A 24,925-nucleotide genomic window follows, 5' to 3' on the forward strand; every position below is an offset into this window, starting at 1 on the left:
TCTTTTATCTTTTATCTTTTATCTTTTATCTTTTATCTTTTATCTTTTATCTTTTATCTTTTATCTTTTATCTTTTATCTTTTAATTAAATTCTTATATTTGATTAACACCAAACATTAAAATTGACTATTATGAAAAAATTCTGGATAGGAGCTATTCTTGGACTTCTTTTTCTTGGAAGTTGTGCTCAAAACAAAGAAAAAAGAGAAGAATATAAAGATGCCCACGACAAAGATTCATTAAGAAACAGAATGGGAGATTCTGCTGTGGCTAATTCTATACCTTCGCCTTCAGCCTCTGATACATCAAAAACCAAAACCGACAGTACAAAAGTTAAATAAAATCACAAATCCACAGTAATCTGTGGATTTGCACTTAAAAAAACTTGACTGAAAAAAAACCGGGCAATCAACCCCGATTATGAGATATAGTTCATATTCCTGGACAGAATATTTACGTAAAAATTAAAAATTGGGAATTGCAGTTTCTCTTAAATCTTTATTCGGAAGAAAAAATAAAAGTAATAAGCTGTATCAGGATTGTGTCATGTCCTGTGAACTGGCGCAAAGATAGGACAGCAAAGGTTTCCGGTAAAATAATAGGTTGTTCATTTTCGCGAAAATAGAGAGATAGAATTTTAATAACTATCTTCTTTTAATCATTTTCAGTAAAATGAACATTTTTATCTGATTGATTTTCAGCATCAATATACTTAATATAGGCTGATGGAGAATAGTCTGTAACCGCTTTGAAAACAGCAGCAAATTTACTGTGGGAAGAGAAGCCGCATTCGTCAGCAAGGATGCTGATCTTATACTGCCTGTACTTCTCATCATTGATCAGTTTATCTACAATATAATTGATTCTTAAACGGTTAATATACGTTTTGAAGTCAGCACTTTTATGCTGATTGATTACATAAGACAGATATTTTGTATTCGTATTCAGTTCGCCTGCAAGGAAAGACAAAGACATCCCTTTATTGTTATAAAGATTACCTTTTTCAAAATTTTCAAGCAGTTCAAGCAGCTTTGATTCTGTTTCTGAAGTCATCAGAGAATCATTTCGTCTGCGGTCTGCTTCAGAGTCTTTTTCATCAATTTCTTCCACAGATATATTGGAAAACTCAGAATCATTAGTTTGCTTTAAAGGATAATGATTTCTTTTACTAATTAAATTTAGCTGGCCTCTTATGATATTTCTAAACTTTGAACGTTGTTTTTTCTGCTTTGTTCTAAAGAAAACCAGCAAACCAACCAATGAAGTAAACAGGATTATGATCGTAGCATTTTTTACCAAATTCATTTGTCCGCCCTTTTTATTGGTCTTCGCTTTCAGAGTCTCAAAACTCTTGCCTGCAAAGCTTTGATTGCGGGCAGCAATGCTGTCATAGGTACGTACATATTTCACTGCATATAAAGAGGCTTTATAATTATCCCCTATTCCTTCATAATAATCATTTATATTGGAGTACACGGCCTTTTTAAGTTTAAGGCTTCGGGAAGTGTCAGCTATTTTTTCTGCTTTTTTAAGATATAGTTCCGCATCTTTCCAGTTTTTCTGTTTCAAACGGATACCACCCAAACCATTATAGACTAAACCCAGTGTACAGGTTCCATCTTTGAGCAGCCCTTCTGCTTTTTTATAATAATCTTCAGAAACGGAATAGTCATTAAGCTTGAAATAAACATCTCCCAATAACTGATAGGAAGCCGCTGCAGTTCGGTCTTCACTATTGCTGTTTATTTTTTCAAAATATTTTAAAGAAGATTCAATATACCGTATTGCATTGGGATAATTACCCAGTTCCATTTCATAGAAGGCCATTTCCTGATTCAACAGCCCTGCGGCCTCATTACTTTTTTGAAAATCGGTAATTCTGCCGGAAGCTTCCAGCCCTTTTATAATGTATTTTTTTGATCTTTCGTATAACCCTACCTGTCTATATTGCTTCGCAAGTAATCTGGTGACAACAGACATCCACTCCGGATCATTAATCTGATTAATTACCGAATGGGCATTTTCACTAAAACAAATTGCTTTTTTAAGTTCACCAGCGTGATGATAAAGCTCTGAAGAAAGAACAAGACATTTTATTTTTTCCGAGGGCTGCTGTGCCTTCATATAAAGAGAATCTGCTGTTTTGATCGCTTTCGGCAAATCTTGATAAGCCGTAATGGAAGAGGTCTTTTCACAGATAAGATCAAAGCTGCTTTTTTTCTGCGCGAATATGGGGACTGCTGTTATCAGCAAAAACAAAAGTTTCAATAGATTATTAGACATAGAAAAACAAATTATTATTTTTATTCTATAATAATTCATCATTGTTTTCAAAAGGTGTCTTTTTGTTTTTTACAAAACTAGTGATATTTTATTTTTTATTAAAATATTATATTGAAATTTAACTATTTAACCAAAAACAGTCATTTGTGTTAATTTTAATAATTACACAAAAACAATAGACGATTATCTTTCATATCACTCTATCTCTGTTTTAAAACTAATGTTACCTTAAAATTATTTTCAATATGAACGGCTTAAGTGTCATCATATTTATTACATTTGCAGGGAATAAAAAGTTTTTATGAAAAAAATAGCCATATTTTCCTCAATTTTTATAGGAGTCCTTGCATGGGCACAGGGAATTAAATTTGAAGAAGGCAATTTCGCCTCTATCATTGCTAAAGCAAAAAAAGAAAAAAAACTGATCTTCATTGATGCATATGCTTCATGGTGTGGGCCTTGTAAACTGATGGTGAAAAATATTTTCCCGCTTCAGTCTGTAGGAGACTACTATAATTCTCACTTTATCAATGCTAAGATTGACATGGAAAAAGGAGAAGGAATAGAGCTGGCAAAAAAATATAATGTAAAAGCATTCCCTACTTACCTTTTCATTGATGGCAACGGTGAGGCAGTACACAGAACGCTGGGATATGTGGAAGAAAAAGATTTCATCCAGTTTGCAAAAGATGCTGAAGATCCAAACAAAAGGCTAACCTCTTTAAAACAACAGTTTGAAAAAGGTGAAAAAGATCCTGAGTTTTTAAAGAACCTTGCCGGACTTACCATGTATAATGATGCTGAGTTTGCCGGTAAAGTAATGAACCGTTATTTTCAGCAAAAACCTACTTTAGATCAGGAAGATATTCAAATGCTTCTTTCAGGGGTACAAACTACGGACAGCCCTTTGTATAAAATTTTTCAGGATAAAAAAGCAGATATCGTTAAATTCTTCCCGGAAGATAAGTATGAAAAGTTCGACAAGAATATAAAACTGAATACCGTTTCGAAAAAAGCGTATAATGCAGATACCAAAACATGGAATGACAGTTATTTCATGTCTGAAACTCAGAAATTCCTAAGCAAAGAAGAAGCTGAAAAGATCTTAAAAAGAATGAAAGCCAACAGAGCTTTAAAGAATAAAGATATTCCTGAATATGAGAAATTAATTCTTGACCTGTATAAAGATTATTCTGCCGCAGGTTCTGAAGAACTGAATTCTCTTGCATGGAATTTCTTTGAAAATGTAAGCAATAAAACTTCTCTGGAAAAAGCCATTACATGGGCACAGGAATCTGTAAAGAAAGACCAGAATTTTGCCAATACCGATACTTTAGCTAATCTTTATAATAAAGTAGGTGATAAGAAAAATGCAAAAATGTGGGCTGAAAAATCTATAGAACTTGCAAAAAGCACCGGACAGGATTCTTCTGACACAGAAAAATTATTAAAAAGTCTTTAATAGTTGCTAAAATTAAAAACAAAACCCACAGAACTGAAATTCTGTGGGTTTTTTATTATGTTTTAAAAGTATTTAGTTATTATATACCAAAACCTGCATTTTAGTAAGCATTGCTTCCGTATCTCCGTTATATCCGGCAAAAGTAGACGGAACCACATTAACAGTGGCTGCTCCTGCCCACGCAACGTACTGAACCTTAAAAACATAGGTTCCAGCAGGCAAACTGACAGATTTTAAAAATGTTACCGGAACAGGCATATTGACTAATCCTCCTAAATTAAAGGAAGCAGGAGTAGCAGTTCCTTGGGCTGTATTAGGAAATATACCTGCCTTAGAAACATATGCTGACGAAATTTTAGTCCCATCCTGCAAAAGAGTGAAAACTCCTTGAGAAGTTGTACCAGTACTAATATCCAATGCATACCCTATAATGGTAAATAAAAATGTTTGGGTTCTTCCGGCAGGAACGGTAAGTGTAACCGTAACTCCTGGCACATCAATTGTTTGCCCTGCAGTAGCACTAGCCGCTGTAGTTCCCTGAACATAAGTTGCACTGTTGATGCTTCCGCTTACTGTATTTAAACTTTGCCATGCCGGTGCAGTTCCTGTTCCCTGAGAAGTAAGAATCTGCCCTGATGTTCCAGCCGAACCGGCTGTTGTAGCGTTTCCACCTACGTTTAGTTCATTTACTACCTGTAATGAACCATTAACATGTAAGGTTTTTTGAGGAGTAGATGTAGCTATCCCTACTTGGGCAAATAGAAATAAGGGAGCCAAAAAAGCACCAATTAATAAATAGTTTTTCATGTTTTTGTTTTTAGAATTTTTAACGTAATAAAGTTACAGTAAAAAACTATTTAATATTTCACTTTATAATTAATATTTTCAATCAAAAAAAAGTCAATTACACTACAAAATCTATAATACAAAAATTAATTTTCAAAACTGATAAAAATTGTGCAATTTTTTAAGATCGGGATTAAAGGATTAAAAGATCTTGGCCAGATATTCTATAAAAACCGCAAACAAAAGTTCACGGTTTTTTGCTTTTTGTCTTAGTTATTATATACAAGAATCTGCATTTTTGTAAGCATTGCTTCCGTATCTCCGTTATATCCGGAAAAAGTAGACGGAACTACATTAACACTGGCAGCCCCTGCCCAGGCAACATATTGAACTTTAAATGTATAAGTTCCTGCCGGAAGACTTACAGATTTTAAAAATGTTACAGGAACAGGCATATTTACAAGTCCTCCTAAATTAAAGGAAGCTGGAGTAGAAGTTCCCTGGGCAGAATTAGGAAAGATCCCTGCTTTAGAGACATACGCAGAAGAAATTTTAACTCCGTCCTGCAAAAGTGTAAACACTCCCTGAGAAGTTGTACTGGTAGTAATATCCAATGCATATCCTATAATGGTAAATAAAAAAGTTTGGGTTCTTCCCGCAGGAACAGTGACTGTAGCAGTAACACCCGGTACATCAATTGTTTGTCCTGCGGTAGCACTGGCTCCTGTAGTTCCCTGAACATACATTGCACTGTTGATGCTTCCACTTACTGTATTTAAGCTTTGCCATACTGGTGCAGCACCCGCTCCCTGAGAAGTCAAAATCTGTCCTGTTGTACCCGGAGAGCCAGCAGTAGTAGCATTTCCACCTACGTTTACTTCATTCACGACCTGTAAAGATCCGTTAACATGAAATGTTTTTTGAGGAGTTGCAGTCTTAATACCCACTTGGGCACTCAAAGATAAGGAAGCTAGAACTGCTCCAAAAAATAAGTGTTTTTTCATTGTAGTGTCTTATAAAATTATCATGACAAAGGTATATTTTAAAAAAATACATCTTGCAATAATGAATCAAAACATAACACTTTATCGAAAAAAATCTACAAAATCACTCCATTTTATTTACTTAATACATGAAAACATTAATATTCAAACAACACACTTCCCCACGTAAATCCGCTTCCGAAGGCTGAAAGAAGTACCAGATCACCTCTCTTTATCTTCCCTTGTTCAATTGCTTCACTTAAAGCAATTGGAATAGAAGCTGCAGTTGTATTTCCGTATTTCTGAATATTATTAAAGACTTTTTCGTTTGGTAATCCGAATTTTTCCTGTACAAACTGGGCAATTCTCAGATTTGCCTGATGTGGAATAAACATATCCAGATCTTCAACTGTTTTTCCTGCTTTGTTCAATGCTTCCATCATCGTTTCAGGGAATCTTGTTACAGCATGTTTGAATACGAAGTTTCCGTTCATGATTGGATATACTTCTTTGTTGGTTACATTTTCAGGATCTTTTCTCATTCTGTCGCTCCATCCGAATTTTGAGCCTGGGAACTGCGTACAAAGATCGTCTGCATATTTTCCTTCAGAATGCATATTCATTGCTAAAATATCTCCTGCATTTTCATCTTCTGATGCAGAAAGTACAACCGCCCCTGCTCCATCACCGAAAATGACAGAAACTCCTCTTCCTTCATCGGAAAAATCCAATCCGAAAGAATGAACCTCAGCTCCTACCACAAGAATATTTTTATAAGTCCCTGACTTGATAAATGCATTTGCCACACTCATAGAATATACAAATCCTGAACACTGATTTCTCACATCCAGTGCTCCGATTGTATCACATCCCAACATATCCTGAAGCAATACCCCACATCCAGGAAAATAATAATCCGGTGATAGGGTGGCAAAAATAATATAGTCGATATCTTTTGACGTAAGACCAGCATTCTGAATCGCTTTTTCTGAAGCCTTAAAACCTAGATAAGCGCTGGTTTCCTGAGAGTCGTACCTGTTTTTTCTATGTCTCCTTTCCTTGATACCTGTCCTTTCCGTAATCCATTCATCATTGGTAGTCATCAGTTTTGCTAAATCATCATTTGTAACAATGTTATCTGGAACATAAAATCCCACACCTTTTATTGTACTTTTAATCATATAGTTTTTTAATTTTGGCAAAGATAAAACTTATTTAACACATAGTTTTTCAAAATATTAGTATTTTTACTTTATGCCAATTGATACGATATACAGAACCTCCCAGTGCGAATGGGTAGATGTAGAGGCTCCTACTGCAGAAGACCTGAAATTTCTTCATGAAAGATATGAAATTAACAATCTTCTTCTTGAAGATACCATGGACCCTAACCACCTTCCGAAATATGAAGAAGACGGAAATGTAAAATTCTTCCTCCTTCGTGAAAGTACGGAACTGGAGAGAAAGAATCTCAATACCATTAGTGATATCAGCACCAAGATTGGAATTTTTCTGGTAGAAAATACCATTATCACTATCCACAGGATGAAAACAAGGAGTATTTCTGAGACCAAGAAACAAATCTCATTGATTCAGGAAGATGTTACTCCACAGGAAATCATGCTGAAGATTGCTATATTGATCATGAAGAGTTTTGATGACGAATCTTTAAGTCTGTTCGAAACAATGGACAATATAGAAAACGAAATTTTTCTTAAAAACACCAATCACACGAGCCAGATCCGCCGTCTTTACAAGCTGAAACGGAAATCAGGACTCAATTCACGCGTGCTGGTGATTTCTACGGATGCGATTGATAAATTTAAATTACTGAATCTTCAGGACTCAGAAATTGTCGATTTAAAAGATAAACATAAAGACGTTGTGGCGGATTTTGATCATTTGAATATTCAGATCACCAACCTTATTTCCATGTTCCTGGCTCTTTCTGATCAAAAAGCCAATCAGGTTATGAAAGTTTTGGCAATCTATTCGATTTACTTCTTACCCATCACTTTTATTGCCGGGGTTTACGGAATGAATTTCGATAATATGCCTGAACTTCATCATAAATATGGATATTTTATAACACTGGGAGCTATGGCTACTGTTATGCTCAGCACGTTTATTTATGTAAGGCGCAAGCAGTGGTAATTCATTTTTATATGAACGCAAAAGTGCATTAAGAATATAAAATAATCTGTGGTTTTAAAGCGGAAAGATTTTACCTCTGATAAACTTTAAACCTGCTGATTATTTTAAATTAGAGATTGCTTCGCCTCAGTTTGCAATGACTACACACCATTAAAACAAAATACCATGACTGCTGAAAATCTCAATAAAATTCTGGAAGATCCTTCTCTTTTACAGGCATCCAAAGATAAACTGCTTGCCTTACACGAGAATATATCTGCCAAAGAATTCTCTGACCTTTTGGATCAGTATGGGAATCAGTATGTAGAATTTGTACAGGAAGGCGGTGGTGTTTGGGGAAGTGCATTGGTAGGCTATCTTTACGGACTGGAAATATTTGGAATCCGTTTTCTGAAAGTAGCAGGAACAAGCGCCGGAGCTATCAATACGATGCTCATTGCCGCCTGTAAGACCAAAGAAGAAGCTAAAAGTGAGCTTATCAAAGATATTCTTTTCAGTTGGGATTTTTCAGATTTCATGGATGGGAAAACCTATGTAAAAACAACCCTCCACGCGATGCTGAATAATAAAGATTTTTTCAAAATCAATGCAGTTATTGCCGGCATCTTGTTTATAATTCTGGTCAGCATTCCTTTTTTGGCTCCTTCTACCACGACACTGAATGCCAAACTGATGTTTTTGATTCCTTTGATACCAGCTATTATTCTCTTTTTCTGTATTCAAAAGCTCTATAATAATTTCAGAAAGGAAAACAGCGGACTGAATCCGGGAAATGTTTTTCAGAATACGATGCAAAATGCGCTGGATCAATTTGGAATAAAAACAGTTGCCCATCTCAATGAAAAATTTATTCAGAAAGAATGGGATCTTAATCTCAATTACCGGTATGGAAACGGGCAGGAATATTATATGATGGCTCTGCAGAGTATCGAAAAGATTAAAATCAAAAATAAAGAACATATTGATCAGACCCGATACAGGATTTTCTATGAAAGTGCTGTCAATAATGATTATTATAAAAACAATCCGTTTTACCTTCTTAAATCTGAATATGTGGTCATTACTACCGATATCAATGCTAAAATTAAGGTAGAACTTCCTACAATGGCCAATCTCTACTGGTCTGAAGAAGAACTGAAACATATCAGCCCGGCCGAGTTTGTAAGAGCATCTATGGCGGTTCCTTTTTTCTTTGAACCTTTTCAAAAGCAAATCAATAAGGATGATGATTCTGTACAATATGCCTGGAGATACTGGATGAATACGAAGTCAGAAGACATCAATCCTGCAGGGGTTTTCATTGATGGGGGCAGTATTTCCAATTTTCCTATAGACCTGTTTCACGCAGATGAAGTCTTTTATCCGAGAATGCCTCTTTTTGGGGTACAGCTGACAAATGATTCTTCCATCCTTTCAGAAAAAGGCAAAACCAGTGAAGAAATTCTTAAAACACCCTTCAGCTATGCCGGAAATATCATCAGTACACTAAAGGGTTTTAATGATAAAACATTTTTGACCAAACATACTTTCTACCGTTTGTACAGCATACAAAGCGTCAACTGTGGTACCAGCAGCTGGCTGAATTTTTTCATGAAAAAAGAAGAAAAAGAAGACCTTTTCAACAGAGGTTTTCAGGCTGCCATTGATTTTCTCAACACATTCGATTGGGAAAAATACAAATACGAAAGAATGATGCTTACCATGAAGGAGAAAAAAATACTGAAAGAAGAGGATACGCCTACGGTGGGATAAGGTATTTTATCTTTAAATTAACCAATTATATTATAAATAAAACGATAGTATGAAATATATCTGCCAATGCTGTGGTGAACAGAAAGAAGACTGGCCTGCGATAGCCTATAACGCTCCTTATTTTTATTACTGTCTATCAGAAGAGGAATTAAAGAATACTGAACTCACTTCAGACTTATGTGTTGTAGAAAATCCTGAAGATACCCATAGATTTATCCGTACCGTGCTTGTACAGCAAGTTACCGATGACTGCAGAGATCTGGAATATGGAATTTGGGTGTCATTGAGTGAAAAAAACTTTAATGAATATGTTGAAAATTATGACAATAAAGAATTCGAAGCTGAATATTGCGGATGGTTTGCTACTTATCTTCCGGATTATGATTTCGAAGAAAGTATTCCTACGACTGTGGTGATAAATAATTCTATAGGACGACCTTTTGTGTATCCTCATGAAAGCTACAATCATCCGTTTGTGCATGATTTTTATAATGGAATTACAAAGGAGGAAGCAGAGAAGAGAATTAATCGGATTTTAAATAAATAGAACTCGGTAGATTGAGAAAAAATCAATAAAAATATATTAATTGAACATGAAAAAATTGATCTCAGAAAAATTTCATATTATTCTTTTGATATCCGTTTTAGTATTTATCATATTCTGTTTTTTCGACGAGAATTTATGGGTAAAAAAAATGCTTAAAACCCCTAAATATACAATTGGAGAGGCTGTTACTGATTGGCATCAAAAGAACTACAATGGTGTAGGAACAGATTACAAATATCAGGTCAGTAATAAAATATATTTTAAAACAACAAATTGTTCTTACAAAAAAGGAGATAAATTCCTCATCATTTTTGATTCTATAAAACCTAAAAATGCAAAAGTTCTTGACATCTACTCTATTGAGAACTATCTTATAGATTTAAAAGTTCCTTCAAAAGGCTGGAAATATGAAGATGTTCCTTTTAATATTGACAGTAATATGATAAAGAAATATGTGCAGGACTGGAATGTGGAACCCTTTGAATATATTCAAAAGTAAGTTGAACTCATTTTAATTTAAAAGTCCAACCTTACTTTTCATATTGTTACAAATTATCCAGAAACTCCAGATACATCGGAACACTTCTGTTAATCCATTCATCGGAAGAATCTCTTTCAATTCCGTAGTAAACGAAAGGTTCTTTATAATCGGCTTTTATATAATCAAAAGTCAGTTCGTAAGGTCTGAAAAGTTCCTTCATCGTGTATTTGTATTCTCCGGATGTACTGTAGCCTTCCTCATCTATTCCTGCTGTAACAGCCAGTGACATTTTCTTTCCGGCAAGCTTAAAACCGCTGTTGCTTCCATACGCCCAGCCATACAAAACAACCTCATCCAGCCATTGTTTTAAAAGCGGCGGACTGCTGAACCAGTAAAAAGGAAACTGGAATACAATGTTGTCATAAGACTCCATCAGCTTTTGCTCTTCTGCTACATTAATTTTCCCGTCAGGATAAGCTTCATACAGTTGATGAACTTTATATTTTTCAGGATATTTTTTTAATTCGTCGATCCATTTTTTATTGATCACAGATTTTTCAATATCAGGATGTGTAACAATTACTAAGGTCTTCATTATGTTTAAATTTCTATTACAAAATTACGACATGTTACTTACATTTTGTACATTAGCTACCCATTGTATGGTACTATAAAAAATGTAAGTAATGACTAAAATAAAGGAAAAATCGACCAATTTTGCTAATAAAAAAGCACTTACTGATGAATGTCCGGAAATCTATGCTTCCAACATTATCGGGGGACAATGGGCTTTGGCTATCTGCTGTTATCTGATCAGCGGGAAAATGAGATTCGGGGAACTTAGAAAAAAACTTCAGAACATTACCGAACGTATGCTTACCCTCCAGCTCCGCAGATTGGAAGAAGATAAAATCATTACCAGAACAGTATATGCAGAAGTTCCACCACGGGTAGAATATGAACTTACTGAGATCGGTTATAAACTGAAGCCCATTATTCTTGAGTTTGAAAAATGGGGAAATGAGCATAAAGAACTGATGGGTAAAACTTCAAAGAAAGATTAAAATGAGATTCCTTCGAAATGACAAATAGAAGTATTTGACATTATACACACACTGTGTCATTCCGAAGGGATCTAAGCATATTATTTAGCCATTTTTTCCTTCCACAAGGGCTTTTGGCTTAAAACTTTAGAGTGAATAGGGCAGCTTTCATGATGAGCTCCTTTCAGGTATCCGGTACTCATGAGAAATTCGTTTACAATTTCTCCACCCGTGAATTTGAATGTTTTTTTGAATAACTTCATCCATTCCTGCAAAGTCATGGGATGATGATGTTCCAACCATTTTTCAAATGATCCAAATTCCTTTTTCAGCTCAATAATCGTTTTTGCATTTTCTATTGCAGCATTTACTTTTAGCTTATTTCTGATAATTCCCGGATCACTCAGTAATCTTTCACGGTCTTCTTCTGTATAAGCTGCTATTTTTTGAATATCAAAGTGATCATATGCTTTTCTGAAACTTTCTTCTTTTTTCAGAACCGTTTCCCAGCTTAGTCCTGCCTGATTGATTTCCAGAATCAGTCTGCCAAACAATTCATTATCATCATGAATAGGAAATCCATAATAATAGTCATGGTAATTTTTATGCAGTTCTTTTCTGCTTTCGGGCTGCATTCCTTCTATTGCTAAACAATAACTCATTACAATATATTTTCTGTTTTAGTTAAAACTTTCAAGGTATAAAGATAAACCGGAACTGTGACAACTGTCCGTCAGTAGTGTTTTCAATTTTTAAATGTAATCATAATTCCAATCATTTTATCTTCTATTTAGAAGTTTAGAAAGCCCCAAACCATTCTCATGAAAAGTTTAACGATAATTCTTAATATAAATGAAAATCCCGGACAAGATCCGGGATTTAGCTTGAATTTTACTCCTTATTATTTTTAAAAACCAGTAAGAGTGTATATATAGAACCCATTACAAAAATTATAAAAGGAATGATAAAGCTTAGCCGTAATTTAGATATATTATCTTTATAAAATATACTGGGAACAATTAAAGAAAAGAGTATTGATAATAATGCTATAAAACAAAATAACATAAGATACCGATCTTTAAATTTTCCAGATGATACGAAAATATACAAAGTTCCTATAAGTGGTATCATTGCAATTCCTTCCCACAAAATAGTATGCTGACTAAAAGATAGTGAGACTACATCATTAATAAATTGAAATAATCCAAAAATTATATAAATAAATACTGGAAGATCATCTCGGTCTACGCTGCAGATCATTAAAAATGATAAAACAGAAATAATTTTTATAACACTCAATTTCATAAAAGTTTATTTACAAGTTCGTTTTGTTTGTGGAGCATTACCATTTGTACTAGTTGCACTAGGTTCTATGGTATTTGAAAAAGAAGTTGGTGTATCAATTCCTTGCCACATAAATTCAATTCCTGCATAATGTAAGGCTGCCATTGTCCAATCAACACAATTATTGAAACCAACATCATAAATACTGTTTGAATAAGTTACGGCAGCAGCCATAATATTTTGGAGTTGTGCTGAAGTAATATTTCCTACATTCCATGCAGTATTATAAGGGTGTCCACCATCATCTCCCATTTGTCCAGGTCCAGTCACACTTAAAGGAAAACCATTTTTAGGATAAAATCCAAAAGTCATTGTATTACTTCCTTGGCTAATTGAAATAAATGCGTGGCCTACACCATTACCTCCAAACATTTTTTGAGCATATACAGTTAAATTTGCTGGTTTACTACTATCCAAACAACTTAGGAATTTCTCAATATCATTAATTGGAAGTTCTGGTGGAGGTGGAGGTGAAAGTGAAATTGTTGGAGTACCATTTCCACCGCCTCCGCCGGTGCCACCACTTCCTCCACCATTATTACATTGCCCATACATTTCACATTGTCCTGGACCTATTACACCCATATCATCTGAAGGATTAGATGGACCAGTAATTACAACTTCATCAATCTCATTAACTCCTTGTCCTCTAGAATGTATATTATTATAAGCGTGATCGAATACTCTTTCAAAAGCTGAATATATATTATTATATTCTTGTTCAGTATTTTTTAGTTTATATAATCCTAAAATAGTATTTTCTCTATTAATAATAGCAAAATAAATATCAGAAACTTTATCATTTTTCATTACTGGAAAATACATATAAACGTTTCCTTCTTTGTTTTCTATTCTTTGAGAATGTACTCTGAAATTAATATAAGAATTAGGAGCTGGAGCTTTAACATTAAGACCTGTGTAATTGGTTCCATTTTTTAAATCATAAGAGTAAAATGCTTGTAAAAAATCTGAAGCATATGATTTTCCTAAAGACGAATTATTCTGAGAATCCTTTGACTGGTAAGAATTATTTTTATTAGAAAGGTTAAATGTTTTCTCATCATTTTGGGCTTCTAATAATCCATCTTGTTGTCTACAAGAAATTATTCCTAATGTTAGAAATAACAAATAGAATAATTTTTTCAAATTGTGTTTTATCATAGTTATAAAATTAATGTGCAAATATATTAATTCTTTTAAAAGTGAAATTTAATTTTTCACTTTATTTATGCATTAAAATTAATGTCTATTTTTAATTAATAACTACGGAAATCCGTAATGAGTATTAAGAATGATCTTAAAAATATAGTAGGAAAGAAAAGTTTCAGACTTATTGACAACTGTTCCCATTATTTATTTGTTGATCAGCAGAAGGATTTTTTACAATTCATTAAGCTTACGTTGAAATAAAGTGTAGTTTTGTAATCATGCCCAATTCAGGAGTCCATATGAAAACCTATAAAGCCATCATTACGATGCTTATATTGGCATTTTCATTATCTCCGTGCTCTGTAAAAAGAAATGTTCTTGATATTTTTGATATTCAGTACATCAGCGGTCTGAATAAAATCAAAACGACATCATCTCTTTCCTTCAGCTGTGATGCGGCATCTGCTTCCTCCGGAATTTCGGCTTTAAAAAATAAAATTCAGAAGCGATATAGATATTCTTTTCCTGGCTTTTATTCAGGTACTGGAAACCCTGTTGAAGAAAATATTTCTTTCAATGAATATTCAGGCTATTCTACAGGAAACAGCCCTCCGAAATATATTTTATTTAAAAGACTGAAGCTTAATCTGGTTTAAAATTTTTTTAAGCCTATTTAAAAATCAGTTTTTATAATACAATATTTATTTCAATGAAAAATACAGTAAACAGCCAGTCTCCGGACATGGCCGGATTATATACTTTATCCCTCCGCATGGTTATCGGATGGACTTACTTTTCAGCGTTTTGGCGCCGACTTATCCTCGAAAACAAGCTTATTCCCGATGAACAGGGATATATCGGGGAAAAATTCAATCATTTTTTACCCAATGCACTTGGGATCAAGCCTATTATTGAATATCTCGTTACCCATCCGGATGCTTTAGAGAGATCCATGATCACTTTCACCATCATTGAAGCCCTTGTTGGCTTATTCATTATTCTCGGACTATTTACCCGGTTGATGAGTATCGGAATTTTCAGTCTTGCTCTCGGAATTTTATTAGGTTCCGGCTGGCTGGGAACAACCTGCCTGGATGAATGGCAGATTGGAGTCTTAGGAATCGCAGGCGGATTTGTCCTTTTTCTTACAGGAAGCGGCTCCTATTCGCTGGATTATTATTTCATGAAAAATAATAAAGCTTTTACTCAAAAAAGATGGTTTCAATGGCTGGGTTCAGGAAACTTTCCTGTTTCAAAACCAAAGATTTTTGTACTGGCTGGTTCATTGATCATATTTGGATTAACGCTTTTTACCAATCAATATTTCCATGGCGGCGTATGGGGAACGCTGCATAATAAGTCGGTAAAACCCAAACTAGAAATTTCAAATATTTCTCATAACAATTCGGATTTGAAATTTGAAGTATACAGAACAGAAGGTGCCGATGTGTACGGTTCTTTTTTGATAGGCATCCATATTCTGGACAAAAACGGAAAGGTTTTAAAAGAGCTGAACAACAAAGAACTCTCTAATTTCCCTAAAGAAAATATACGAAATCATTATGTTGCCAAAGTAAAACCCGGAAAACACAGTCTGGTAATTCCTCTTGGAGCAAAAGCTGATATGACTCTGAATATTGATGATATTCTTCAGAAAAGTGAGATTGATGCTCTGAAACTGATTGATGTAAGTGGTATTGAGTGGATAGAGAGGATTGATAGGAGTTTCGGGGCTCAAGGGTTGTAGAGTTGGAACTTATTATTTTAACGTTTTTATGTTTTGGCTAAAGCCAGTTGGAAGGTATTATCATTTTGTGAATGGGCTAAAGCTCATTCCTATTGAATTTTTTATCTATGATTATGATTCTATTAAAATTAATATCAGAAAAATCAGCGAGATGCTTACGTTTTGGTCAAAATCATTGATATTCATTTACAGGGAAAAGCGGGCTGAAGTCCGCTTTTGTTGATATTTGATGTTACTTTTCTGAGATAATGATATGATAACTGCAAGAGCTGTCCGGATCGAGCTTGAGTACTTTTATTTCAAGTAAAACATCCAGTCCCATAGTATCGCAAACGCCTTGTATAAAAGGTTTGATGACTGGCCATTTCAGCAGACCCGCGATCTGCAGGCTTTGGGTGATTTTATGGTAACGGTCTACTCCTTTAATCAGCAATTCGCATTTATAGTCATTTAATTCTTTAAAGTCAAAGTTATATTCGGGACTGGATGTAAAAACTGCTCCTATCAATATTTTTGCTACAGCCGGAATTCCGGGCTGCAGACTAGGTTTTGCTTCAAGGTTCCTTAGTGCCATTCTTGATCCGAGATCATACATAAAAGAGCTGGAAAGCTCTTCGATAGCTTCTGCCCCGTAAAGTTTTCCGATCTGTTTGAGCATCCCTCCGTAAAAAGCTCCTGTAATATCCGACAGGCGCTGGGTAAGCTCCGTAAAAGTTCCGGGAAAGAAATCTGCTATAATCTGAGCCTGATTCATTTCAGGGAGATAAACATCATTTTTTCTAAAATCTGATAATGCCACGTAAGTTTCCGGCAGTTGAATTTGATTCATATTTAATAAGTTATTAGTGTTTTGAAATCATGGTTGAGTTGAATGATGAATCGAAAGGCAGTATTATAAAGCTTTCTTAAATTAGAACTTTGTCTTTACAGATATAAAAGCAAAGCACAAAGTGAGTCTGTCAGTTGATATTAATAACTGATATTCGGATAAAATTCGATATTATGTTCTGGTAAACCCTTTCTTAAAAAGGCATTTGAAGAATGAGGGAATCTATTCATATTTTTTCATTTGGTATTGTAAAGCTAGAAAAAATAAATAAACTCTCCAATAAGTGATATTATTTTTTATTGAACAAATTTAAAACTGAAAGTCATTGTCTGCTACTATCTTACAACAAAAACAATAAAAAAAACCTTCGAAAATTTCGAAGGTTTTTTTTATTTAAAATTTAGTGCATGGCTTCACTCAAATCTATTTTTTCTTTGCTCTTTCTTTCTTTTACGAGTAAGATAAACGGAATACATATCAGGAATACGATTCCGAGATAAAGAAATACATCCATATAAGATAATACAGTTGCCTGTTTCGTTACGGATAAGTCGAGCATTTTATAAGCGGCATTGATAGCTTCATCAGGTGTTTTTCCTTTAGCTATAAAACTTGCTTTAAGAGCTGCAAGTCTCTGCTGAACTTCAAAACTGTTTTCGTCCAGATGGGAAATCAGATTATTCCTGTATTTCTGGCCTGCATTAGCAATAAAGGTTGTGATGGCTGCAATCCCGAAAGATCCTCCCAGCTGTCTCATCATCCCTGTAAAGGCCGCTCCTTGACCAATCTCCTGCCCTTTCAAAGTACTTAATGACAAAGAGGTGATTGGAATAAACAATAAGCCCAAACCTGCTCCTCTCACAATCAGCATCCAGAAAAATGCATCTTTGCTGGTGTCCGGTGTCAGAATTTTGTATCCCCAGAAACTATAGACGAAGAAGATAAAGAGCCCTAGAGATACCAGGATCTGCTGTTTTGCTCCTTTTGCCAGCAATCTACCAATAATAGGCATCATGAAAGCCGTTGTCAATGCAGCCGGAATCATCAATGCTCCTGACTGAAGTGCCGTCCAGCCCAAAATACTCTGGGTATACAACGGAACAATGAACGTGGAGCCATAAAGCCCAAATCCAAGCACAAATGACATCATGGTTCCGATTCTTAAGTTACTATTTTTAAGTACCCTGAGCTCAACAATAGGATACTTAAAAGTAAGTTCCCGCCAAAGGAATAATATAAATCCTAAAATAGCAGCTACTGTAAAGGCTACAATCATTCCGCTTTCAAACCAGTCTTCTTCGTGACCTCTTTCCAGAATAAACTGTAATGAACCTACTGTTACTGCCAGTAATCCAATCCCAATCCAATCAACATCCGAGACTTTACGTTTTTCTGCATATTTCGGACTTCTTACAAACTGCAGCGTCATTAAGGTTGCTGCAATTCCAATCGGAATATTAATATAGAAAATATAGGGCCAGCTGAAGTTATCAACGATATATCCTCCAAGAGGCGGACCTAAGGTAGGACCGATAATTACTCCCAGACCATAAATAGCCTGAGCCATACTTCTTTTTTCAATCGGATAAGATTCCGTAATGATCGTTTGTGAAGTTACCAATAAGGCTCCCCCACCGATTCCCTGCATCAATCTGAAGAACACAAGTTCCCAGATATTAGTCGCATTTCCACATAAAAATGAAAATATGGTAAATATAATGATGGATGCCGCAAAGTAATTTCTACGCCCAAACTGCTGGGAAAGCCAGCTCGTCATTGGTACTATAATTACGTTACCAATGGCATAAGCCGTAATTACCCATCCCACTTCTGAAAGTGTAGATCCAAGATTCCCCTTCATTTCATTCAAGGCAACATTGACAATCGTGGAGTCTACAATTTCAAGAAGGGCACAAAGGATAGCAGTAATCGTAATGATCACTCTACGCGCTCCATATTCTACTAATGAATCTTGCATAAGTTTTTATGATGTAAAAAATCAATGGTGAATTTTGCTTCGCAAGTGGATCGTGAATTATAAAGCAGTCTATTTAATTGACTACAAAAACTGATTCACTATTGACAACGAAGTCCATTGACTTTCAACAATTTTAAATGTTATTTCAAAGCAACCTCTGCTTTCACGTTCATTCCTGTTCTTAATCTTTTTGAAATATTTTTGTCAAGATTTACAAAATCGATTTTTATAGGAAGTCTCTGAACCACTTTTACGAAGTTACCACTCGCATTATCCGGAGGAAGAATAGAGAAAGTAGCTCCTGTAGCCGGAGAGAATGAGCTTACCACTCCTTCAAACTCCTGATCAGGGAAAGCATCAATCTCAATTTTCACTTTTTGTCCTTCTACCATTTTATCTACCTGTGTTTCCTTAAAGTTAGCTACAACCCATTTCTGGTCGTTTTTAACCAAAGCAAACAGCTGTGATCCTGCCTGCAGATACTGACCTGCCTGTGTAGATACTTTCCCTACATGTCCGTCTTCAGGGGCTAGGATTACGGTATATGATAAATTCAATTTTGCATTTTCTACATCTACTTCTCTTTGTTTAGCAACAGATCCGGCAACACTGATTTGTTGTGAACTTGCGGCCGTTTGAGAAGAAGCAATATGGGTTTGCTGAGCAATTTGATTTCTCTGATCAACTAAAACCTGTAACTGTCTGTCTGCAGATTGTTTTGCCGCTAAAGCCTGCTCATATTGCTGTTCTGTGATGGAATGGTCTTTTACAAGATTAGCATATCTCTTCAAATCCTGAGAAGTTTTCCATACATTTACTTTTGCTGCTTCGATCTGAGCATTGGCAGTTACTACTGCAGCCTCTGAAGAACCGATATTTTTTGAAGTAGCTGTTGTAGTAGCTTCTGCATTTGAAATATTACTTCTAGCTGTAGATAATGCTGCCTGAGCCTGTTCAAGAGCCATTTTCTGATCTCTGTTATCCAAAATCACCAAAGTATCTCCTTTCTTTACAAACTGGTTGTCTTTTACTTTTACCTGAGCTACATATCCTGAGATTTTAGAAATTACCGGTGCCATATTGGAAGCGATCTGAGCGTCATCAGTCTCTTCATGATACTGTCCGTAAGTAAAGGCTCTGTAACCGTAGATTCCTCCTCCGATCACTACTGCTGCTAAAATGATAGGAAAAACTAAACTTTTTTTCTTTTTAGGTTCAGCTGCCTGTGTATTATTATTTTCCATTTTGGTTTCGATCTGATTATTTAATTGTTAAAGTTCCTGTTGTCTGTAATAGTTTTCTGTATGCTAGTGCAGCATCTGCCTTAGCATTGATCACGCCTACGTTGGCTGCAATCTGAGCCGCATCTGCATCCAGTAATTCTGTCATGGTTGCAAGCCCGTTGTCATATTTATTTTTTGTAATTCTGTAATTTTCATTAGCCTGCTCAGCAGATTTTTCGAAAACAGCAATTCTCTTTTTTGAGTAATCTGTGTTCTGATATTCTCTGTTCACGTCAAGCTTAATGTTGTCATTCAATAATTCGTCGGTAGCAGCAAGCTGTTTTTCTCTTGCCTGCGACTGTCTCAATGAAGAATTTTCTTTCCAAAGGTTGGATAAGTTATAAGAAACTCCGATCCCTACATTCACAGCATTATATATAGTAAGAAACTTAGGAATATCTGCTGCTACATATCCTCCTGTAAATGCAATAGAAGGAAGGTTCTCTGCTTTTGCTGCTTTTGATCCCAATTCTGCTGCTTTTCTCTGCTGTGCTAAAGCCTGTAAATCCTTACGGTTTTCTCTGGCCTCAGAAACATAAAAATCAACAGGTTTTACATCTGTTCCTTCTTCGATATAGTTTTCATCTACTGCAAGTTCTGTAGTTTCAGGAAGACCCAATAAAAGGTCCATATTGATATTGGCAATATTGTAGTTATTTTTAGCCTCCAATAATTGAAGTTCAATATTTGAAGTCTGAAGGTTTGCCTTTAATCTGTCATTTCTTGCAATCAAACCATTGTTTTCCATTTTAAGGAAAGTTTCATCTCTTTTTTGAGATGCAGTAAGGTTTTCTTCAAAAACTTTAATAGACTGATTCGCTTTGAATAAGTTATTATAAGCCTGAGCAACATTATATGCAATTGCAATTTTGTCATTTTCAGTACTCAACTTAGAAGCTTCTACCAGATATTTAGCAGATTGAATACCATACTTGATTCTTCCGCCGCTGTAAATGGGAACACTAAGATTAGCTGAACCATAAAGTACCTGATGTACTTCCGGACCACCTGCTCCGCCTGAAACACCTGGAAGTTTGATATCAACATTCGGTTTTATAGGAAGATACATATAGCTTCCGGATACTTTCAGCTCCGGTAACTGTCTGTTTTTAGCTTCCAAAAGATCAGCTGTAGCCTCTTCGATCTTGGCTGCATCGATCTTGAGATTCTTGCTGTTCTGGATTCCCAGCTGCACAGCTTCGTCAAGAGAAAGTGTTTTTTTCTCCTGAGCATTTGCATTTGCTATTCCCACGAATAGTGATAATGCAATCACTGAGTTATTTATTCTCTTCATAACCTAAAAGGTCTTTTAGTAAATATTTAATGTGTTTATTAAGTTCTGTATAGTATCTTTCATCAAAAGCTTCCTCATCTTCTGTTTCATTCAGGAATTCTTTATACATTTCTTTCGCATTGAAAGCATAGAATAAAGTTCCGCTTACGGTAGAATGAAGAAGGTAAATGGGCGGGTTTTTGGTAAAAATTCCATTTTTAAGGCCACTTTCCAATATTTGTGAATACATGGAAAGAAATCCCATTTTAATTTGCTTCAAAAATTCTACAATCTGAGGATTCTGAGTGTGCAGCTGCTCTCTCTGCATAATCCTGTAAAAGCATTTTTGAGTTCTGATTTTGTTAGAAAACTGATCAATTACTTTTTCAATCTTCTCCCATTCGTTGATATCGGTTCTCCCCAAAAGGTCTTTTGAAAAAAACTGACCTTCATTCATTCTGTATTCCACTAATTTCTCATAAAGTTTTTCCTTAGAGCCAAAGTAATATGAGATCATAGAGATATTTACATTAGCTTCCTTTGCGATTTCCCGGGTGGAAGTTCCTTCGAACCCCTTTTCAGCAAAAAGCTTCTCGGCAGCGAATATTATATTTTCTTCTTTTGAAATCATGTTAGTGTTCATTTTTCAGGGCGCAAATGTACACAAGTTTTGATTCAAATCAAACGATTGATTGATTTTTTAATATAGATTTAATTTATTGTAAAGAAAAGATGATTTCTATAATATATACTGAAAGCGTAATAAAGGCGATTTATAAAGGAATATAACTTAAGAAAAGTTCACATTCTATTAATATTTGGAGAAATCTCCTGAGACAAAACTGTCGTTTTAAGATCAGTTTAAGATTAAAGTAAACATAATAAAAGGGCAAAAGTAGAGACGATATGATAACCTCTTCATGAGAAAAAATAAAAACTCCGGCTGTAACCGGAGTTTTATTTATGTGCTTTTATGAATATATCTTGATAATTTTATTCCCAGATCGGTCCAGACAATTTTAGGATTTCCGTTTCTGGTCAGGTGGAGATCAGCTGTATTGATTTCTTCTAAGATACTCTCAATATTGGCTCCGCTGATGAATTTAGAAAATCCGGCCCAATTGAATCCGTTTGCATCAATCTTTTTATATACCAGATTTTCGGACTGATAATTCTGAAGCAATGCAAGTCTGAAGATTTCAGAACAATAGTTCAGGAAGTTTTTCTGCTTTTCTCTATTCCAGCCTGCAATTTCTCTTGCCCAAACAATAATGCTTCTAAGGTATTCCGGTTTCTTTTTCACCATAAAAGCATCCCTCACCCACTGTACAAAAAGCTTTTCGAATTCATTGCTTTTGTCTCCTGAGTTCAGCAGTTTTACAGCATCATTAAGATCTCCCTGTGCTTCATGAACAATCTCTCTCACTTTCTCTTCTGAAACGGAAAAATTCTTTTTAAGATAATTTTCAATATCTTCATCATTAATTCTCGGGATCTCTACAATCTGTGCTCTGGAAAGTATCGTTGGAAGAATATCATTGGTACTTTCTGCCGTAAGAAGAATGATTGTTTTTGCCGGTGGTTCTTCTAAAAATTTCAAAAATTTGTTTGAAGCTGCAATATTCATTTTATCAGCTCTCCAGACAATCAGAATTTTGGTTCCGCCTTCATAACTTTTCAAAGAAAATTTCTGATTCTGGTCATCAATTTCATCAGCAGAAATAAATAACTGCTTATTCTCTGACTCTAAAAAGGCTGTCCAGTCATCATAACTTGCATAAGGAGAAGCTAAGATCATTTCTCTGAAATCATCAAATTTATTCTTACTTAAAGAATTTTTATTATCAGTAAAAACAGGAAAGCTGAAATGCAGATCCAGGTGATTGAGATGTTCTACTTTCGCTGCAGCGTGTTCATTTTCCCGGCTGAGAATTTCTTTTGCATACGCCAAAACCATAGGAAGTGTTCCGTATCCCTCTTTTCCTACAAAAAGTTGGGCATGGCTCACTCTGTTTTCGGCAATGCTTTCTCTAAGAAGTTTTTTCAGATTTGTCTGTCCGGCGATGTTCTCCCAATTCATGTTTCAAAGATAAAAAATCTTATTTCATTTCATAAAATTAAGTCTGCTTAAAATGCATAAAAATAGATCAGCCATCCTAAAAGAAACAATACATCCATTATAATAGGAAATATCAATAATAGGATTAGAATAAAAGTGAAAATTAAATTTTGTGCAATTTAATTTTATACAATAAATTTACACCGTGAAATTATTCGTAAATTTATTTACGATATCACACCAATTTCAAATATTAAAAATTGTAGACAATGGATAAAGACCTGGAACAAAAAATCAAGGGCATATTTCAACAGCAGAAAGCCTTTTTTAAAACCAATCAGACTAAAGATATTGAATTCAGAAAAACGCAGTTAAGAAAATTCCGTGAAGTTTTTTTACAGCATACGGATGCGCTTTGTGAAGCTTTGGCTATAGATTTGGGAAAAAGCAGAAAAGAAACGGAGTACGTAGAGATTCAAATTGTCATCTGCGAACTTGATTATTTGCTGGAAAACATTGATGAGTGGGCAAAACCTACATCTGTACCCTCAAAACCGCATCCATCAGGAGCCGAAGTTGACAGCAAGATAACCTACCAGCCTTATGGAGTTACTTATATTATAGGGCCTTTCAACTACCCAGTTCAGTTGACATTCAGTCCACTTATCGGAGCTTTGATTTCCGGAAATACAGCCATCATAAAACCTTCTGAAAACACACCGCATGTGGCGCAGGTTCTTGAAGATATTGTAAGAGAATCTTTTGATGAATCTTATGTAGCCGTTATTCAGGGTGCTATAGAAGAAAACACCCTATTATTAAGCCTTCCTTTTGATTATATTTTCTTTACAGGAAGCCCGAATGTTGGGAAGATTGTCATGAAAGCAGCAGCGGAACAGTTAATTCCCGTAACTCTGGAACTTGGAGGAAAATCTCCTACAATTGTTCATAAAGATGCAGATCTGGATAAAGCTGTAGCAAGAATTTCATACGGAAAATGGATAAACTGCGGGCAAACCTGCGTTGCTCCGGATTATATTTATATCCATGAATCTGTAAAAGATGCATTTATTGAAAAATTTAAAGCTAATCTTGATTCTGCTTATGAAGGTAATTCTCTGGGGAAAATTGGAAAAATTGTAAGCCAGAATCAGATTAAACATCTTGCGGGTTACTTGGAAGCAGCACCTGAAAAAGTAATCTACGGTGGAAATTATGACCTTGAAACGCGTCATTTTGAAGCTACTGTAATGGATCATATTACCTGGGATGATCAGGTGATGCAGCAGGAAATTTTTGGTCCTATTCTTCCCATTATGACCTATAATGATATTGAAGAAGCTTTGGAAGAAATCAATAACCGTCCAAAACCCTTAGCATTATATGTTTTCTCAGAAGATCAAAAATTTGCAGACTATGTTTTAGATCATACTACAAGTGGAGATGCTGAGATCAACAGTGCAATTATTCACGTGGGATCTCATTATTTACCTTTTGGAGGCGTAGGAACTTCGGGAATGGGTAAATACCATGGGAAATTTAGTTTTGAATGTTTTAGCCACAGCCGTTCTGTTCTTCAGGTAAAATAATAACAACATATACTTCATATAAAACTAAGACTGTTCATCATAGGACAGTCTTTTTTGTAAAACAGAATTGATATTTTTATTGCAGAAAATTTGCATTTTTCTTGTAAAGAAAAGCCCTTAACAAACTTTAACCACATATAATTTTTACAATTCATTAATATTTAAGATATTTGCGCATTATTT

At 35.0% G+C, this 24,925-nt stretch carries 23 protein-coding genes; 10 read left to right on the top strand and 13 right to left on the bottom strand.

Annotated features, from left to right (window positions below; all coding sequences use genetic code 11):
• The first annotated feature begins 131 nt into the window (after positions 1 to 131).
• Positions 132 to 341 (top strand): hypothetical protein, encoded by a 210-nt coding sequence (locus LKL37_RS21290; RefSeq protein ID WP_431612412.1) that lies wholly within the window; start codon positions 132 to 134, stop codon positions 339 to 341.
• Positions 342 to 654: 313 nt separating this feature from the next.
• Here LKL37_RS21290 and LKL37_RS21295 read toward each other — a convergent pair whose 3' ends face one another.
• The gene (locus LKL37_RS21295; RefSeq protein ID WP_431612413.1) at positions 655 to 2,283 is read right to left on the bottom strand and encodes a tetratricopeptide repeat protein; all 1,629 of its coding nucleotides are present in this window, start codon (positions 2,281 to 2,283) and stop codon (positions 655 to 657) included.
• Between the two features lie 301 nt (positions 2,284 to 2,584).
• On the opposite strand from LKL37_RS21295, the gene LKL37_RS21300 reads away from it, so the two are divergent.
• Positions 2,585 to 3,745, top strand: coding sequence for a thioredoxin family protein (locus tag LKL37_RS21300; RefSeq protein WP_431612414.1), 1,161 nt, complete (start codon positions 2,585 to 2,587; stop codon positions 3,743 to 3,745).
• A 72-nt stretch (positions 3,746 to 3,817) separates the two neighbouring features.
• On the opposite strand, the gene LKL37_RS21305 is transcribed toward LKL37_RS21300, so the two are convergent.
• From LKL37_RS21305 to LKL37_RS21315, 3 genes are all read right to left on the bottom strand, one after another.
• Positions 3,818 to 4,552: a hypothetical protein gene (locus tag LKL37_RS21305; protein ID WP_431612415.1), complete on the bottom strand. Its 735-nt coding sequence runs from the start codon at positions 4,550 to 4,552 to the stop codon at positions 3,818 to 3,820.
• Positions 4,553 to 4,800: 248 nt separating this feature from the next.
• The gene (locus LKL37_RS21310; protein ID WP_431612416.1) at positions 4,801 to 5,535 is read right to left on the bottom strand and encodes a hypothetical protein; all 735 of its coding nucleotides are present in this window, start codon (positions 5,533 to 5,535) and stop codon (positions 4,801 to 4,803) included.
• 137 nt (positions 5,536 to 5,672) lie between these two features.
• A complete protein-coding gene (locus tag LKL37_RS21315; protein WP_431612417.1) occupies positions 5,673 to 6,695 on the bottom strand; it encodes a 3-oxoacyl-ACP synthase III family protein in 1,023 nt (340 codons plus the stop codon).
• Positions 6,696 to 6,768: 73 nt separating this feature from the next.
• On the opposite strand from LKL37_RS21315, the gene LKL37_RS21320 reads away from it, so the two are divergent.
• The 4 genes from LKL37_RS21320 to LKL37_RS21335 all read left to right on the top strand — a co-directional run bounded on the left by LKL37_RS21320 (position 6,769) and on the right by LKL37_RS21335 (position 10,466).
• The gene (locus LKL37_RS21320; protein ID WP_431612418.1) at positions 6,769 to 7,668 is read left to right on the top strand and encodes a magnesium transporter CorA family protein; all 900 of its coding nucleotides are present in this window, start codon (positions 6,769 to 6,771) and stop codon (positions 7,666 to 7,668) included.
• Positions 7,669 to 7,833: 165 nt separating this feature from the next.
• On the top strand, positions 7,834 to 9,420 hold the full coding sequence (locus LKL37_RS21325) for a patatin-like phospholipase family protein (RefSeq protein WP_431612419.1): 1,587 nt from the start codon (positions 7,834 to 7,836) through the stop codon (positions 9,418 to 9,420).
• Between the two features lie 49 nt (positions 9,421 to 9,469).
• Positions 9,470 to 9,967 carry a DUF2199 domain-containing protein gene (locus tag LKL37_RS21330; protein WP_431612420.1) on the top strand — a complete coding sequence of 166 codons (498 nt, stop codon included), beginning with the start codon at positions 9,470 to 9,472 and terminating at the stop codon, positions 9,965 to 9,967.
• Positions 9,968 to 10,013: 46 nt separating this feature from the next.
• Positions 10,014 to 10,466 (top strand): hypothetical protein, encoded by a 453-nt coding sequence (locus LKL37_RS21335; RefSeq protein WP_431612421.1) that lies wholly within the window; start codon positions 10,014 to 10,016, stop codon positions 10,464 to 10,466.
• Between the two features lie 46 nt (positions 10,467 to 10,512).
• Here LKL37_RS21335 and LKL37_RS21340 read toward each other — a convergent pair whose 3' ends face one another.
• A complete protein-coding gene (locus LKL37_RS21340; RefSeq protein WP_431612422.1) occupies positions 10,513 to 11,043 on the bottom strand; it encodes an NAD(P)H-dependent oxidoreductase in 531 nt (176 codons plus the stop codon).
• 91 nt (positions 11,044 to 11,134) lie between these two features.
• Here LKL37_RS21340 and LKL37_RS21345 point away from each other — a divergent pair, with 91 nt between their 5' ends.
• Positions 11,135 to 11,512, top strand: a complete 378-nt coding sequence (locus tag LKL37_RS21345; RefSeq protein ID WP_431612423.1) for a winged helix-turn-helix transcriptional regulator — start codon at positions 11,135 to 11,137, stop codon at positions 11,510 to 11,512.
• Positions 11,513 to 11,592: 80 nt separating this feature from the next.
• Here the strand turns inward: LKL37_RS21345 and LKL37_RS21350 are convergent, their stop codons facing one another.
• Positions 11,593 to 12,153, bottom strand: a complete 561-nt coding sequence (locus LKL37_RS21350) for a DNA-3-methyladenine glycosylase I (protein WP_431612424.1) — start codon at positions 12,151 to 12,153, stop codon at positions 11,593 to 11,595.
• Between the two features lie 649 nt (positions 12,154 to 12,802).
• Entirely contained in the window at positions 12,803 to 13,981 is a 1,179-nt protein-coding gene (locus tag LKL37_RS21355) for a hypothetical protein (protein ID WP_431612425.1), read from the bottom strand.
• Between the two features lie 302 nt (positions 13,982 to 14,283).
• Between LKL37_RS21355 and LKL37_RS21360 the strand changes: the two genes are divergently transcribed.
• On the top strand, positions 14,284 to 14,640 hold the full coding sequence (locus tag LKL37_RS21360) for a hypothetical protein (protein ID WP_431612426.1): 357 nt from the start codon (positions 14,284 to 14,286) through the stop codon (positions 14,638 to 14,640).
• A 53-nt stretch (positions 14,641 to 14,693) separates the two neighbouring features.
• Positions 14,694 to 15,731: a TQO small subunit DoxD gene (locus LKL37_RS21365; RefSeq protein WP_431612427.1), complete on the top strand. Its 1,038-nt coding sequence runs from the start codon at positions 14,694 to 14,696 to the stop codon at positions 15,729 to 15,731.
• Between the two features lie 232 nt (positions 15,732 to 15,963).
• Here the strand turns inward: LKL37_RS21365 and LKL37_RS21370 are convergent, their stop codons facing one another.
• The 6 genes from LKL37_RS21370 to LKL37_RS21395 all read right to left on the bottom strand — a co-directional run bounded on the left by LKL37_RS21370 (position 15,964) and on the right by LKL37_RS21395 (position 23,174).
• The gene (locus tag LKL37_RS21370) at positions 15,964 to 16,560 is read right to left on the bottom strand and encodes a hypothetical protein (RefSeq protein WP_431612428.1); all 597 of its coding nucleotides are present in this window, start codon (positions 16,558 to 16,560) and stop codon (positions 15,964 to 15,966) included.
• A 400-nt stretch (positions 16,561 to 16,960) separates the two neighbouring features.
• Positions 16,961 to 18,538, bottom strand: a complete 1,578-nt coding sequence (locus LKL37_RS21375) for a DHA2 family efflux MFS transporter permease subunit (RefSeq protein ID WP_431612429.1) — start codon at positions 18,536 to 18,538, stop codon at positions 16,961 to 16,963.
• 140 nt (positions 18,539 to 18,678) lie between these two features.
• Complete coding sequence (locus LKL37_RS21380) at positions 18,679 to 19,782, bottom strand: HlyD family secretion protein (protein ID WP_105703321.1); 1,104 nt, start codon at positions 19,780 to 19,782, stop codon at positions 18,679 to 18,681.
• A 16-nt stretch (positions 19,783 to 19,798) separates the two neighbouring features.
• Entirely contained in the window at positions 19,799 to 21,115 is a 1,317-nt protein-coding gene (locus LKL37_RS21385; RefSeq protein WP_431612430.1) for a TolC family protein, read from the bottom strand.
• A complete protein-coding gene (locus tag LKL37_RS21390; protein WP_431612431.1) occupies positions 21,099 to 21,725 on the bottom strand; it encodes a TetR/AcrR family transcriptional regulator in 627 nt (208 codons plus the stop codon). Before LKL37_RS21390 ends, LKL37_RS21385 begins: the two co-directional genes overlap by 17 nt.
• A 330-nt stretch (positions 21,726 to 22,055) precedes the next feature.
• Positions 22,056 to 23,174, bottom strand: a complete 1,119-nt coding sequence (locus tag LKL37_RS21395; protein WP_431612432.1) for an ATP-binding protein — start codon at positions 23,172 to 23,174, stop codon at positions 22,056 to 22,058.
• A 248-nt stretch (positions 23,175 to 23,422) separates the two neighbouring features.
• Here LKL37_RS21395 and mdlD point away from each other — a divergent pair, with 248 nt between their 5' ends.
• A complete protein-coding gene (gene mdlD / locus LKL37_RS21400) occupies positions 23,423 to 24,742 on the top strand; it encodes an NAD(P)-dependent benzaldehyde dehydrogenase MdlD (protein ID WP_431612433.1) in 1,320 nt (439 codons plus the stop codon).
• Positions 24,743 to 24,925 lie beyond the last annotated feature (183 nt).

The organism is Chryseobacterium sp. 'Rf worker isolate 10' (assembly GCF_050753305.1).
In the GTDB taxonomy this organism is placed as follows: Bacteria; Bacteroidota; Bacteroidia; order Flavobacteriales; family Weeksellaceae; genus Chryseobacterium.